Below are 14,323 nucleotides of genomic sequence, written 5' to 3'. Positions count from 1 at the left end.
CGTTAATTTAATGGAATGGAAAAAATCGCTTTAAGCGTTAACGAATCCGTGCTGTTAGAGAAGCCCTTACCTACCCCAGCCTGAAAAGAAAGTGGTTTGCCTTCGTAGTACATCATCAAGAATCCCAATTGTTGGGTATTTTGGTAGTTGATGGGCTGACCAAGTTGATTCAGGTTGGAGTAATACTCTACCCCAAGCGCTAACTCAGGTGTCACCTCTCTAGATAAACGAGTTGCCGTGGAAAAATAAGGCGACTGATTTACGTAGGGTTGCGAGAGCGGCATATCTACAACCGGATTAAATGAGAAAAGCCACTCATCAAAATGCTTGCCGACAATGAAACGCATTTCACTGTTGTATCGAGATTCCTCAAACTGCGGTTGTACGTTAGCTAACTCTAGGTTTGCACCTGCAAAGAAAGAATCTCCTTTGTCTTCGCGTATTGGTAGCCATTTCATGCGGACCTTAGTCGCCGCATATTGAAACTTGTTGTCATAGTTCACGTAAGAGATGTATAGGCCAGCCTCTAGATCGTGGCCTAAGCCATAAGCAAACTCTGGAGTAACCCGCACACCATTGTTATTCATCACCTCTCCTGGATAGGAGGGATTTTGAATGCCTCGGGGAGTACTGTTTAAATGCACCTCTAGACTAGCTTCACCCTTGGCATTAATTTCGTCATCGTAGACCTGAATTTCATCCTGCAGGACCGCCATGCTGACCGATGGCAGCAGCAGTAAGGATACTGACACTAATCCCTGTAAAAAGGCTTTGGCGAGGGAGTGGGCTTGCATCTGCATGATGCAAGAGTTTAACAATGATTACGGTTTTTTGACGCGCTCACTCCAAAGCTGCCATGGCCGTCCAATGGTCTTCTCAATGGTTTCCTGCGCAGTAACAGCTTCGCCGGGGGTAAGGTATTGCACCTGACCCATCTTCATTGCCTCAGACTGAATGCTTGCATTTTGAATTGCATACACCGTTCTAAAGACTGCCTTCTTAATGGAGTCTGCCCCTGAAGCATATCCATGGCCCCGCATCAAAACAAAATACTGCAAACCCATAGTTTTAGACAGAGCATCACCTAGCTCAACATTACTAATAAACATATCCGTATCTGGATTGGGCTTAGCAAAATTGCGGATCTCAAAAATAGGCGCGCCATCCCCTAAAAATGCACTCATGTGATACACGGGTTTGAGAGTGGTACCTGTAAGTCCATATGGCAGTATGGGTGCAGCATGACCATGAATTACCGAATTAATATCGGGGCGATTTTTTAGAACACCACTATGAATATATCTCTCACCATAAGCCACTCGTGTATCGCCATTTAAAGCTTTGCCATTCATATCGAATTCCATGATGTCTTCAATTTTGACAACTGATGGCGCGACACTTCTTGCCAGAAAGAATGTATTAGGATTGGCTGGGTTACGAACACTAATATGGCCATAGCCATCTACCGCATTTTGGTCATACAAAATATGATTCGCAAGAACAAGCTCTTCAACAGCTGTCTTGACTGCCATATTTTGATCCATCTGCTCCTGAACGGTTGCAGCATGTGCCTGAGTAAAAAGCAATGCAAACAAAGGGGAAAGTAATTGTTTTTTCATTATTCAACCTTGCCAATCTTTCTAACAACCTCACCCATCTGAGCGGATTCCTTATCCCAGTAGGCCTTAAATTCAGGCGCATCCATATATTGAATTGGACTTCCAGCTCCATTGATCACAGTGCGCACCCGCTCATCATTCGCCGCTTGTTTAGCAGCCTCACGGAGCTTATTGGTGATGTAGTCAGGGGTTGCGCTGGGCACAAATAAACCAGCCCACTGAGAGAACTCAACCTTAACGCCCATCTCTTTAAAGCTAGGTACCTCGGGCATGCTAGCTAATCTGCCATCACCCCAATGAGCTAATGCACGTACTTTGCCCGCCTTAATTTGCTGAACAATGGAAGAAGGTCCAGTAGCGATCGCATCTACTTGGCCGCCCAATAAACCCACAATCGCTGGTCCTGCACCTGTATACGGAATATGAACCATGTAGAACTTTTCTGAAGACTTGAGCATCTCCATCGGCACATGCATCGTTCCATAGTTTCCTGATGAACCAAAATTGTATTTACCGGGATTGGCTCGCATTGCTGCCACAAAAGATTTGTAATCTTTCCATGGGCTGTCCGCCCTCACTACCAAAACCGTTGGGTCCGCTGTAAAGCGTGCGATCGGCTTAAGTTGATTGAGTTGAAAAGACTGCTCTCTTCCCACTACTTTATCCGCCTCTGGAATAATTGAAATAGACGATAGGGCCATCAAAATCGTGTAGCCATCAGGCTTTGCCCTGGCTACTGCCGCCATGCCAATGCCACCACCAGCCCCAGCTTTATTTTCTACAATCACTGGCTGACCCAACCTACGGGATAGCGCCTCTGCCACCGGCCTACCAACAGTATCAGCAACGCCACCCGGCGGAAATGGCACAACCATAGTGATGGGCTTTGTAGGCCAGGCTTCTGGCGCTTGAGCAATAGCCCCCTGAGAGGCCAAGCAAGTACATAAAAAGACTAAGGTAGTAGCAAATGAATATTTTTGTCTCATTTTTTGTCTCAAGTACGTAAATTAGTTATTATTTATACTCTTTATCCTACTACAAGATTCATCACAATAAACAGGGGTTAACGTAGACAAAACCCCAGCCGGAGACAGCAAACATGAGATATGCCGCATTTGTTTTAGCCAAAGAACCTACCAAAACTCGCGTTGGAATTGTGTCTGCTGATGGCACGACAGTTCAAGAGCTCGATTTGGGCGTTGACGTTAGTGAAGATGGCATTGTTGCCATTCTCAAATCTGACCTCGCAGGCAAGCTCCCAAAACCTATTTCCACGCATGCGTTTAGCGACATCCGTCTACTCGCTCCTGTACCTAGACCGCGTCGCAATATTTTCTGTGTCGGTAAAAATTATCATGAGCACGCTAAAGAATTTTCCAACAGCGGATTTGATGGCAGCGCTAAACCTGGGGAAGATATTCCAAGCCATGCAATCTTCTTCACGAAGCCACCCGAGTCTGTAACCGGACCCAATACTAACGTCATTATCCCCACTGCTGTATCCACCTGCATCGATTACGAAGCGGAACTCACGATTGTGATTGGCAAAGGCGGCAAAGGCATTAACGAAGCAGATGCTATGAAACACGTCTGGGGTTATACCGCCATCAATGATGTGACTGCGCGCGATTGGCAGCAAAGACATAAGCAATGGTTTTTAGGAAAAAGTTTTGATACCTTCTGCCCTATGGGTCCTTGGGTCGTTACAGCAGATGAAGTCGATGCTGAAAATATCCCAGTCAAGTGCTGGGTCAATGGTGAATTACGCCAAAACTCCAATACTAAAGATCTGATTTTTGACATCCCCAATATGATCGCTACGGTCTCTGCAGGCATCACCCTCTACCCAGGAGACTTGATCGCTACCGGAACTCCAGTCGGCGTTGGCATCGGCTTTAAACCTCCTAAGTACTTAGTGAACGGCGATGTTGTAGTCGTTGAGATGGGTGGTATTGGAAAGCTTGAGAATACTTTTATTGCCGAGTAAAGCAGATTAAGTGTTTAAGAAACGTTCTAGCCACTGATAAGAAAAGCCACCCTATGAACTGACCCCCAAAAGTTGGACGTTATGTCCAACCAAGGGGGTTTTGTTTTATGAGCAAGTACAGCAAGCAGTTCAAGCTAAAGGTAGTTCAAGAGTTTCTAAAGTCAGGTGGTCTTAAGCGGGTAAGTCACTTATTTGAGATTAGTCACTCAGATGTCCGCAAATGGGCTTTAGCCTATCAAGCACGTGGCCATAGTGGTCTTAATCCCAGCCACCAACGCCACTCCCCGCAGTTCAAAGTACAGGTTCTAGAGTACATGGCACAGCATCAGATATCAGCTAGGCCAGCTGCTGCCCACTTTGGGATTGGTAGTATGACCACCATTTTGCAATGGCAAAAACTCTACAATGAAGGCGGTATTACAGCCCTTGCCAATCGACAGAGAGGACAACCGCCTATGTCCCAATTTAATATCAAAGCATTACTCAAAAAGCCTATCTCGGAGCTCACGCCGGCAGAGTTGCGAAGACGTTTGGAGTATGCCGAAGCACAGGCTGCCTACCTAAAAAAGTTAGAAGCCTTAGCTCAGAGCAAAGCAACAAAAGAGAACAAGCCCAAATAATTACTGAGCTAAGGCCGTATTACCGTTTAATCGATTTACTCGCTATCGCCAAGATGGCTAAAAGCGTTTACTACTACTGGCTTAAAGCCAGTAGTAGTCATGCGCCCGATCCCTATCTGGATGCTAAGAATCAAATTAGCGCAATCTACCATCGCCACCAGGGTCGCTATGGCTATCGGCGGGTACATTTAGAGCTACGTAATCAACATCAACATTTAAACCACAAGACAGTGCAAAAGCTCATGACTCAATTAGGACTTAAATCGACTGTGAGACCTAAGCGCTATCAGTCTTATAAGGGGTCTGTGGGCAAGGCAGCCCCCAACTTGTTAGAGCGCAACTTTATAGCTAAAGCACCCAATCAAAAGTGGGTAACCGATGTGACTGAGTTCAATATCAAGGGCGAGCGAGTGTACTTATCACCGATCTTAGATTTATATAACCAAGAGATCATCTCCTATGAGATTGCTGATCGGCCACAGATTAGCTCAGTAATGCAGATGCTTCAAAGCGCATTTAAACAACTGGGACCAAAAGACAAACCCATGCTGCACTCAGACCAGGGCTGGCAATATCAAATGGGGCTTTATCAACAGACCTTACGCAAGCACGGTATTACTCAAAGCATGTCTAGAAAAGGTAGTTGCCTAGATAACTCTGTCATGGAGAACTGGTTCGGGATTATGAAAACGGAGTTCTTCTATCAAAAGAAGTTTGAGACTATCAAATCATTTAAGGCAGAACTAGAGGAATATATCCACTACTACAACCATGACCGAATCAAAGAAAAGCTAAAGGGATTAAGTCCGGTTGATTACCGAACTCAATCCCTCGTGCTAACCTAACTAAACTGTCCAACTACTGGGGGTCAGTTCATTCGGGTGGCTTTTCTTTTGATAAACAAACTCTAGAGTGATCAAGCCAACGTGAACTTTAAATCTCCAAGTTTTTCTACTGAACTTACGATCTTATCACCCTTCTTCAGCCATACCTGCTTGTCCTTTGGCATACCAGCAATAACGCCTTGCGGTGTACCAGTGAAAACAATATCTCCCGGCTCTAATGTCCAGTAAGTGCTGATGTAAGACAACATTTTTTGGGTATTGTGAATAAAGTCGGAAGTATTTGAGTTCTGACGCAACTCACCATTCACCCAAGTCTTTACGTCAAGCTTATTAGGGTCACCCACTAAGTCAGAAGTAACAAAGTAAGGTCCAATTGGTGCGTATTGGTCCAAGGTCTTACCAATCATCCATTGCCCACTTGGCAATTCCAGTTGCAAATCACGTGATGAGAAATCATTTGAGGTGCAATAACCTGCCACATAATCCAAAGCAGCCGATTCGGGAACATTGCGCATCTGCTTGCCGACAACAATCAACAACTCAGTTTCATAATCTAGTTTATAAGAAACCGATGGCGGTGGAATTTGCAATAAACAGTTGTGAGCCGTAAGACTATTGTTGTACTTATTGAATAGCGGCGGTACTCGTGGGCGAGCCATACCAACCTCATCCGCATGCGCACGGTAATTTAAGCCAACGCAAACAATCTTTCCAGGGTTTTTAAACAGGCGCCCGAAAGTAATGTCCGATTCTTTTAAATAAGGCACGCCAGATTTATCAGCGCTTGCTACTACCTTATTAAATCCCGCAGCATTACCCTCTTGCAATAATTGATCCAAGGTAGTCGGTGCTGCAATCTTCATTTTTTTAGCTACGGCACGAATATCGATAACACCTTTTGGGGTAACTACACCCAAGGTTTCTGCTCCATCCGCATTTTGGATCGAGAGAATTTTGCTGTTTTTGACCATTTCACGTGGACCGGTGTAAACCTCCCCTCCCCATACTGAGGTGGGATGTGCTGAAGCCTCTTTCATTACACCCATAGTAGAGGCAGCTACTAAACCGGCCCCAGCAGCTGAAGCAGTCTTCATAAATTGGCGACGTGAACCCATCTATATCTCCTTGTTTTGTTATCTATTTTTTAACTACAACAAGAATACTACCGCACCCTTTTATGCGGTGCCGCAGCAAATATAGATGTCAGCAGGCTTAACCTAGGCCTAGATAAATAGCTAAGTGATAGGTAATAAAGGAGGCGATATAGGCCAAGGCAAATAAGTAGCTCAGCATGATGATCGGAATCTTCCAGCCACCCGTCTCGCGCTTTACTGCAGCAATGGTGGACAAACATTGAGGGGCAAATACAAACCAGGCCAATAGAGATAAAGCTGTGGCTAAGGACCAGCCATTGGAGATTAAGGGAATCAGCGCATCAGCTGCGTCGACACTCGAGCTAGATAGCGCATAAACCGTTGCCAGTGAGCTAACCACAACTTCACGGGCTGCCATACCTGGCACTAGAGCAATACTGATCTGCCAGTTAAATCCAATTGGTGAAAACACATGCGCTAAGGCCTGCCCCATCATTCCAGCAAAGCTGTATTGAATCGGTGATCCTGTTGCGCCCTCGGGCGGGAATGGAAAGCTAGATAACACCCACAAACCAATAGTCATCAGCAAAATAATTCCGCCAACACGGCGCAAAAAGATTTCTGCTCTTTGCCACAAGCTAATAGCTAGATTGCCTAAGCGAGGCAAGTGATAGCTTGGCAACTCCATCATGAGCGCGTTCATCCTAAATTGCTCACTCGTAAAGCGCTTCAGAATCCAGGCCACTGCCATCGCCCCCAAAATTCCAGCGAGATAAAGCAAGAATAAAACTAGGCCTTGTAAATCAATGCCCGCCCATAGCTTTTGCTCTGGAATGAATGCTGATATCAATAAGGCATATACCGGTAGACGTGCAGAACATGTCATCATGGGTGCAATCAGAATCGTCACCATGCGATCACGCGCATTAGAGATGCTTCTGGTGGCCATAATTCCGGGGATGGCACAGGCAAAACTGGAGAGAAGTGGAATGAATGATCTGCCTGATAAGCCGACAGAACCCATCACTCTATCTAGCAAATAAGCAGCCCTTGGAAGATAGCCCGACTCTTCTAGCAAAAGAATAAAGAAGAACAAAATCAGAATTTGCGGCAAGAAAATCACCACGCCACCTAAACCTGCCAAAATTCCATTGATCAATAGACTACGTATCCATCCATTGGGCAATACTTCGACGATCTGATCACCCAGAAAGTCTACTGCGGATTTAATCAGGTCCATGGGTACCGTAGCCCAACTGAACACAGCCTGAAAAATACAAAAGAGTAAGGCCACCAAAATGATGGGGCCAAAAACTGGATGGAGTAATACCGCATCTAAACGATCGCTCAATTGATCGGGAATGATTTGATCTAGCTTGAGGTTTTGCAGAATTCGTTGAACTTGAATATTGTCAGATTCAGTATGGGCAATATGAGAGGCAACATTCTCTAGGGTCGCATCACTAGTACCTGTGCGCAATCCATTGAGATTACGCCAGTCCAGATTCGATAAGAACTGCTTGATTTCATCAGCGCCATCAGACTGAATGCCAATACTAGTGAGCACCGGCAAACCCAATTCACTTGAAAGTGCGGCAGTGTCTATATGCAGGCCTTGACGCTTAGCAATATCAAGCATATTGAGTACTACGATACAAGGCAGCCCCAAGCGCTTTGCAGCAAGTACTAAACGCAAGTTACGACGCAAATTCATGGCGCTCAATACGCAAATCACCAGGTCAGGACGTTTTTCACCTTCAGCTCGACCAAGCAATACGTTGCAGGTCACACGCTCATCTAAGGATCTTGGATACAAGCTATAAGCGCCAGGCAAATCCAGTATGCGAATATTTTTTCCGGACTCGAGCGATAGGCGCCCTTCTTTGCGCTCAACAGTAACGCCTGAATAGTTCGCCACCTTTTGACGACTGCCAGTCAGCAAATTGAATAATGCCGTTTTTCCACAATTGGGATTACCCAATAAAGCTACGAGTGGCTCACTCGAGAAAAAGTGAACTTTAGATTCAGGCATGTGAAATAGCATCGACCGTGATCATGCGAGCTTCGGCTTGACGCAATGCGAATGTGGAAGCTCCGACGCGAACCATATATGGACCTTTACCAAGCAAACCTTTGCGCAGAAGAGTCACCTGTTCACCAGGTAAAAATCCAATATCTTCTAGCTGCCCTTTAATTTGAGGGGCACCCTTAGGCGCGTTAACCGCGCTCACTCGGTAAAGAACTTCCAAATCAACCTGGTCCAAATGCATGGAGGATTGTCACTTTTATCAATAAATAGGAACGATTCTCATTATATACCTTATACTTGAGAATGGTTCTCATTTATATATACACTCATTTATGAAAAATACTTATACAAAACAGTTACTTATCAGCATTTTCTTGTTGTTAAATTTGACAAATATTGCCTATGGAGCAAGCAACGATATCCAGATTTCAATTAAAAATGGGCGATTTTTACCATCAGAGATTGATATCCCCGCCGATACCAAAGTAAAACTCACGATTGAAAACCTGGATGACACTCCAGAGGAATTTGAAAGCTACGACCTCAACAGAGAGGTATTAATCAAAGCCAAAAGCAAAGCCTCTTTCTACATTGGACCCTTAAGTCCTGGTGTCTATAAATTTGAAGGCGAATTTAGTCCGGAAACTGCTCAAGGTGTGGTGAGGGTTAAATGATGATGAGAAACAATTTAATGCAAGGCTTGTGTTGCCTGGCCCTTCTCTCTGCAAGCCCCTTGGTTCATGCTGGTGAATACTTAAGCGGGCCAGCAGATTACATCTACACCCCAAGAGTGGAAGAAGGTGAAAGAGAGATAGACACGAAGTTTGGAACCCAGACTCCCAGAAGCGGTGAAGACAATAGACAATCAGGCGCTTCTATTGGTTTCGGGTATGGCGTGAACTCCTGGTGGTTCACTGAGATTTATGGAAAAGCTATTTGGGATGGCACCAACTCTCAATTTGATGCAGTGGAATGGGAGAACAAATTTCAACTAACGGAGACTGGAAAATACCCAGTGGACATCGGCTTCTTGCTTGAGTTGGAGCGTCCTCAAAATCGTAATGAAGGCTATGAAGCCAAGTACGGCTTCTTATTTCAAAGCGAATGGAAAAAGTGGGTCGCCAATCTCAACGTCTTGATGCAAGGACATTACACGGGCACCGAAAATCAGGGGACCTATTTCGGCTACCAGGGCCAGGTGAAGTACCGCCTTCAACCAGAGCTGGAGCTTGGAGCTCAGATTTACTCTTGGCTAGGACAGGTCAATAGCTGGAACACCAATGAACAACAACAATCTAGTGCGGGGCCAGCCATTTTTGGAAAAACTAAACTGGGCCGCAAGGAAGCCTTGAAATACAACGTAGCCTACCTTTGGGGAACTACCACGGCATCACCAAAAAACACCATCAGAATGCAGGTGGAGTACGAATTTTAAGAACATGAGCTCAATCTCTGCTATGTTCTTACTAAATACAACCTTTTACCCACTCCGCTTAGTCTCTTATGTACCTACCAAAACATTTTTTAGCTGAAGATCAAGCGGTATTAGCCCAGCTTATTTCTGAATATCCTTTGGCGACTATTGTTGCGAATCTGGATGGCCATTTTGAAATCAACCACCTACCACTCATGTTGAGCGCCGACAAAACCAAGCTTTACGGACATGTCGCCAGAATGAATCCACTCGTTAAAGTTGCGAGCAGTAACAAGACATCTGTTACAGCAATCTTTAATGGGCCAAATGCATATGTGACCCCATCTTGGTATCCATCAAAACAAGAGAGTGGAAAAGTGGTGCCTACGTGGAACTATGCTGCGGTTCATGCAGAAGGTAGCATTAAGTTGATTGAGGATGCACAGTGGCTAAGAAGTCATGTATCACAAATGACCAATATTCACGAACCAACCTATCAATCTAACTGGAAGTTAGACGATGCTCCAGAAGAGTACGTACAAATGATGCTCAAGGCCATTATTGGTATCGAGATTGAGATCAGTAGCTTGGTTGGTAAATTCAAGCTAAGCCAGAACCGGCCGGCCGAAGACTATGAAGCAGTAGTAGAGCAACTAGCGAAGTCGCCGCAAGAAGCTTTACAAGAGATGCTGAAGTACATGAGAGCACCCAAGTAATTAGCTACTAAGGCGTGGTGTATCCATATTTTTGCAGAATGGATTTGGCCTGAGGCCCCTGCATAAAGCGATACAAATCCACCGACTCTTGAGGTGCACCCTTGATTAATACCATGCGCTGTTTAATGGGTTCATATAATTTTGCATCAACCAATAAGAAGCTCGTTTGTTTCATCACCTCAGGCGACTTCGCCAAAGAAAGTGCAGTAAAACCAATATCCGCAGCGCCACTCACTACATAAGTTGTAGCGGCCCCAATATTGTCCGCATAAACAAGCTTATCTTTAGCGAGATCCCAAAGCCCCTCTGCCTTTAAATGCTGAACCGCGGCTCTACCGTAGGGTGCAAGCTCAGGCTTTGCGATCGCTACCTTATTCGCCTTACCAATAGCCTTAGCTATATCTACTTTGCTATCAAGCAAACGAATGCCAGATGAATTTTTAGTGATGATGGCTAACTTACCAATGGCATAAATTTCTCCATCATCCGTTGTTTTGCCATTTCTAAAAAGCTCGAGCGGAAATTGCTCATCAGCAGCAATGAATAAATTGAATGGCGCCCCATTCATAATTTGTGTGGCGAAGTTACCCGATGAGCCATAGACCACCTTTATCTCTGGCTTACCACCAGCCTTAAAGGCAATCGCAATCTCGTTAAATGCATCTTTCATATTGGCAGCCACGGCAATAGTGGATATCTGCGCAAAGGCAGTACCAATGGAAAATAAGAATGCCGAAACTAAAGCCAGTAGGCGCATGGTGCTCATGAAATCCATTCTAGCGGAAGCAAATGTGATTGAGCAATTAAAATGCCTATATGCGATGATGCAAATTAACCAAATCTATTTCGAAGTGTATGAGAAAATTACTGAACTCCTTAGCCATTAGCATCTTATTTTCTGCCTGTTTGCAGGGCTCCATAGCATCTGCTCAAGAAAAAAGCATTGTGGTCTCCTCCACTACCTCCACTGAGCAATCTGGCCTGTTCAATTACATGCTCCCCATCTTTAAGATGAAGACTGGTATTGAGGTTAAGGTTGTGGCTGTTGGAACCGGTCAAGCATTAGATATTGGCCGCCGCGGTGATGCAGATCTGGTGTTTGTTCATGACAAACCTGCTGAAGAGAAGTTTGTGGAAGAAGGTTTTTCTACTAAGCGTTACGAAGTGATGTACAACGATTTCGTGCTCATTGGACCTAAAGCAGATCCAGCAAAAATTGCTGGTGGTAAGGATATTCAAGTGGCACTCCAAAAAATTGCTATTGCGCAAGCTCCCTTTGTGTCACGTGCAGATAAAAGCGGTACACATGCTGCAGAACTTCGTTACTGGAAAGGTGCGGGCATCACCCCTTCTTCCAGTCAGTCTTGGTACAAAGAAACAGGCTCAGGTATGGGCCCTGCCCTCAATACCGCCTCCGCTATGAATGGCTATATATTGGCTGACCGTGGCACCTGGCTCAGCTTTAAGAATCGTGGCGATCTAGTCATCCTTGTGCAAGGCGATCCAAAGCTATTTAACCAATACGGTGTGATGTTGGTTAATCCAGCCAAGTTCCCTCATGTGAAAAAAGTACAGGGTCAAGAATTTATTGATTGGCTCATCTCTAAAAATGGGCAGGACGTCATTGCTAGCTACAAGATTGATGGCGAGCAGCTCTTCTTTCCAAACGCTAAAAAATAATCTAGTCCCATCAAGCAAAAAGCCCGCAGATGCGGGCTTTTTTACAACTAGCGTACAGCCTAGTTATTTACTGCTTATTCATACTTACTTCTTAGGTGTTACGAAACCAATAGCTGTGTCGTCAACAAACTCAACCATCACGTCATCACCAGCTTTGAACTTCTCAAGACCAAGAACAGATGGATCTACTTTTACTTTTTGCTTCTCGCCACTTGGCAATGTGAAGCTCACAATACGTGTCTTTTGATCAATGGTTGAGATCTTTACAGTTGCATAAACAGTTTCAGTTGTCTCTTCAAATGGCTTAGTAGCGCCTTTGCCAGCGATCACTACAGAGCGAACGCCTGAAACACCTGGTTTTTGATCTTTACCAACAGCAGTTAAGCCAACAGCAACTGCCTGCGCATGCTCAACCAAGAACACGTCGCCCTTTTTAACTTTATCTAAATCATTTACTGACTTAGCGACGTTCATCTGCGCCAAATTGCCGTTAGCATCTTTCAATACAACGATACGCTTCTTTGCATCTACTGAATCAACGGTTGCGCTCAAAACGACAACATCAGCAGCTAAAGGCAACATCTTTGCAGGAAGCTGTGCAAAAACAGAGCTTGCAAAGGTCACACCTACTACGGCAAACAAACCGGCTAATAAAGATTTCTTCAAGATAACTCCTAGTTGAGTAAAAGGTTACGGATGGGCCCAATACAGAGCCACAATTCATTGTAACCATGGAATGGGGCGCTTTTTGTACGGTTTCGAACCATGCTTATATTCACGTTTATTTGGTAAATTGGGTGGGAATTAGCGCTTGGAGGCATTTGGAATCTTGGAAATATTAATAAAACCCTGGAAAGAGGCTGAAGTAGAGGCCTTTTTGGTGCGCCAGGAGGTATTCGTAAGGGAGCAAAAGGTCCCAGCCGAGCTCGAATTGGACGAATTTGACCCCTTTGCAGCACATGCCCTAGCCTATCTAGAAGCATGTTGTATTGGCACTGGAAGACTGGTAGATCTAGGCGGTGGGATATCTCAAATTGGACGCATGGCCATCTTGGCCCAATTCAGAAATCAGGGCATAGGGCTTCAAATTCTAGAGAAATTGACTGACTTAGCAAAAAGCCAAGGGGCAAAATCGATTGTGTTGCACTCCCAAGTGGTTGCCATCCCCTTCTATGAAAAGCTAGGCTTTAAACCAGAAGGCCCCATATATGATGAGGCAGGTATGCCCCACCGTAATATGATTCTTATATTGCCAAACTAGCTTACCAATCGATGACAACTATCCACAATCCAAACCCTGCCGTATTTACTTATACCCATCGAGTCTGCTACTCAGATACAGATGCAGCAGGTTTTGTCTATCACGGACGTTATCTCGAGATTTTTGAACGTAGTCGCGCAGAATGGCTTGCACAAAAAGGCTTAAGCCCTACCAAACTCGAGAATGAATTTAATATGGTGATGCCGTTGCGCGAACTCACAATGAACTTCTATAAACCAGGGCGTCTAGATGACTTGCTTTACATAGATCAAGTGATTGAACATCGCGGACGCACTCAGGTGAGTGTTAAACAGACTGCGCAAAGAAAGCTCCCTGATAGCGAAGAATTCCAAGTTATTGCAAGCGCCGTGCTACATATCGTTTGCGTTGATACCAACACACTTAAGCCTAAGGCATGGCCTGATTGTGTATTCCAAGACGAGTAATGTAAGTAATGGAGCAAAAAATGTCTGATGGTAAATTACTGACCTTCGTTAAAGAGCTTAGCTTGCTGCTTGAACAAAAGCCAAGTGAAGAGATCGTCTTTACTGAAGGCAAGAAAATACTAGAGAAACTGATTGCAGTAGATGATTGGCTGCCAGAAGAGTTCACTAAACCGCACCCGCAGCACTACCAGCAATATCTTCTCTATGCAGACCCATTGGATCGATTCTCTGTGGTGAGTTTCGTGTGGGGTCCGGGGCAAAAAACACCACTACACAATCACACCGTTTGGGGAATGATTGGTCAATTACGTGGTGAAGAAACGGGCACCCCCTACTATCGCCAAGCAGATTCCAGTTTCAAGGCAGGCAAAGCTTGTATCAGCTTGCCCGGGCACGTTGATACCGTATCACCCGTTACGCATGACATTCATGTGGTCGAGAATAGTTTGAGCGACAAAACCTCAATCAGCATTCACGTGTATGGTGGCAATATCGGCCGCATTCATCGCTCGGTATTTGATCCTGCAACTGGTGCAGAAAAGTCATTCGTATCCGGTTATGCCAATACTGTCGTGCCAAACCTCTGGAATCCGGCGTAATTCTCTAATTATC

The 14,323-nt window shown here is 45.0% G+C and carries 17 protein-coding genes; 9 read left to right on the top strand and 8 right to left on the bottom strand.

From position 1 onward, the window contains the following. Nucleotides 1–2 precede the first annotated feature (2 nt). The 3 genes from ICN34_RS08085 to ICN34_RS08075 are packed head-to-tail and all read right to left on the bottom strand — an operon-like array spanning nt 3 to nt 2,605. Nucleotides 3–800, bottom strand: coding sequence for a transporter (locus ICN34_RS08085; RefSeq protein ID WP_216121894.1), 798 nt, complete (start codon nt 798–800; stop codon nt 3–5). Nucleotides 801–821: 21 nt separating this feature from the next. After that, complete coding sequence (locus tag ICN34_RS08080) at nt 822–1,619, bottom strand: class II aldolase/adducin family protein (protein WP_215359751.1); 798 nt, start codon at nt 1,617–1,619, stop codon at nt 822–824. Then, nucleotides 1,619–2,605 (bottom strand): tripartite tricarboxylate transporter substrate binding protein, encoded by a 987-nt coding sequence (locus ICN34_RS08075; RefSeq protein ID WP_216121892.1) that lies wholly within the window; start codon nt 2,603–2,605, stop codon nt 1,619–1,621. The genes ICN34_RS08080 and ICN34_RS08075 overlap by 1 nt, the downstream gene beginning before the upstream one ends. 113 nt (nt 2,606–2,718) lie before the next feature. Here ICN34_RS08075 and ICN34_RS08070 point away from each other — a divergent pair, with 113 nt between their 5' ends. Together ICN34_RS08070 and ICN34_RS08065 are read left to right on the top strand one after the other, a co-directional pair. Then, a complete protein-coding gene (locus ICN34_RS08070; protein WP_216121889.1) occupies nt 2,719–3,606 on the top strand; it encodes a fumarylacetoacetate hydrolase family protein in 888 nt (295 codons plus the stop codon). A gap of 107 nt (nt 3,607–3,713) precedes the next feature. Further along, nucleotides 3,714–5,071 (top strand): IS3 family transposase gene (locus ICN34_RS08065; RefSeq protein ID WP_370623991.1). Its coding sequence is split into 2 segments (ribosomal slippage): nt 3,714–4,176 and nt 4,176–5,071, totalling 1,359 coding nucleotides; the frame shifts between segments, so codons are not numbered across the junction. A 71-nt stretch (nt 5,072–5,142) separates the two neighbouring features. Here ICN34_RS08065 and ICN34_RS08060 read toward each other — a convergent pair. From ICN34_RS08060 to ICN34_RS08050, 3 genes are all read right to left on the bottom strand, one after another. Then, a complete protein-coding gene (locus ICN34_RS08060) occupies nt 5,143–6,186 on the bottom strand; it encodes a fumarylacetoacetate hydrolase family protein (protein WP_216121886.1) in 1,044 nt (347 codons plus the stop codon). Between the two features lie 97 nt (nt 6,187–6,283). Continuing rightward, a complete protein-coding gene (locus ICN34_RS08055) occupies nt 6,284–8,197 on the bottom strand; it encodes a ferrous iron transporter B (RefSeq protein WP_216121885.1) in 1,914 nt (637 codons plus the stop codon). Further along, nucleotides 8,190–8,435, bottom strand: a complete 246-nt coding sequence (locus tag ICN34_RS08050) for a FeoA family protein (RefSeq protein ID WP_072582926.1) — start codon at nt 8,433–8,435, stop codon at nt 8,190–8,192. Before ICN34_RS08050 ends, ICN34_RS08055 begins: the two co-directional genes overlap by 8 nt. A gap of 91 nt (nt 8,436–8,526) precedes the next feature. Between ICN34_RS08050 and ICN34_RS08045 the strand changes: the two genes are divergently transcribed. From ICN34_RS08045 to ICN34_RS08035, 3 genes are all read left to right on the top strand, one after another. Then, entirely contained in the window at nt 8,527–8,868 is a 342-nt protein-coding gene (locus ICN34_RS08045; protein ID WP_072582927.1) for a cupredoxin domain-containing protein, read from the top strand. Beyond that, nucleotides 8,865–9,629: a hypothetical protein gene (locus tag ICN34_RS08040; RefSeq protein ID WP_202816827.1), complete on the top strand. Its 765-nt coding sequence runs from the start codon at nt 8,865–8,867 to the stop codon at nt 9,627–9,629. Before ICN34_RS08045 ends, ICN34_RS08040 begins: the two co-directional genes overlap by 4 nt. 68 nt (nt 9,630–9,697) lie before the next feature. Then, nucleotides 9,698–10,324 (top strand): FMN-binding negative transcriptional regulator, encoded by a 627-nt coding sequence (locus tag ICN34_RS08035; RefSeq protein WP_216121883.1) that lies wholly within the window; start codon nt 9,698–9,700, stop codon nt 10,322–10,324. Between the two features lie 7 nt (nt 10,325–10,331). Here ICN34_RS08035 and modA read toward each other — a convergent pair whose 3' ends face one another. Beyond that, nucleotides 10,332–11,090 (bottom strand): molybdate ABC transporter substrate-binding protein, encoded by a 759-nt coding sequence (gene modA, locus ICN34_RS08030; protein WP_216121881.1) that lies wholly within the window; start codon nt 11,088–11,090, stop codon nt 10,332–10,334. An 89-nt stretch (nt 11,091–11,179) separates the two neighbouring features. Between modA and ICN34_RS08025 the strand changes: the two genes are divergently transcribed. After that, nucleotides 11,180–12,004: a substrate-binding domain-containing protein gene (locus ICN34_RS08025; protein WP_072582929.1), complete on the top strand. Its 825-nt coding sequence runs from the start codon at nt 11,180–11,182 to the stop codon at nt 12,002–12,004. 84 nt (nt 12,005–12,088) lie between these two features. Here the strand turns inward: ICN34_RS08025 and ICN34_RS08020 are convergent, their stop codons facing one another. Beyond that, nucleotides 12,089–12,670 (bottom strand): hypothetical protein, encoded by a 582-nt coding sequence (locus ICN34_RS08020; protein WP_072582930.1) that lies wholly within the window; start codon nt 12,668–12,670, stop codon nt 12,089–12,091. A 163-nt stretch (nt 12,671–12,833) separates the two neighbouring features. Between ICN34_RS08020 and ICN34_RS08015 the strand changes: the two genes are divergently transcribed. From ICN34_RS08015 to ICN34_RS08005, 3 genes are read left to right on the top strand one after another with little or no spacing between them, the layout of a single operon-like run. After that, nucleotides 12,834–13,265, top strand: a complete 432-nt coding sequence (locus ICN34_RS08015) for a GNAT family N-acetyltransferase (protein WP_237767745.1) — start codon at nt 12,834–12,836, stop codon at nt 13,263–13,265. An 11-nt stretch (nt 13,266–13,276) separates the two neighbouring features. Continuing rightward, a complete protein-coding gene (locus tag ICN34_RS08010) occupies nt 13,277–13,711 on the top strand; it encodes a YbgC/FadM family acyl-CoA thioesterase (RefSeq protein ID WP_072582931.1) in 435 nt (144 codons plus the stop codon). 20 nt (nt 13,712–13,731) lie between these two features. Then, complete coding sequence (locus ICN34_RS08005; RefSeq protein WP_216121879.1) at nt 13,732–14,310, top strand: hypothetical protein; 579 nt, start codon at nt 13,732–13,734, stop codon at nt 14,308–14,310. Nucleotides 14,311–14,323: the final 13 nt, after the last annotated feature.

Origin of the sequence: Polynucleobacter sp. Tro8-14-1, assembly GCF_018881655.1 — a bacterium.
In the GTDB taxonomy this organism is placed as follows: Bacteria; Pseudomonadota; Gammaproteobacteria; order Burkholderiales; family Burkholderiaceae; genus Polynucleobacter.
Note: the sequence above shows the minus strand (reverse complement) of the source record. Positions and strands in the feature narration are given on the sequence as shown.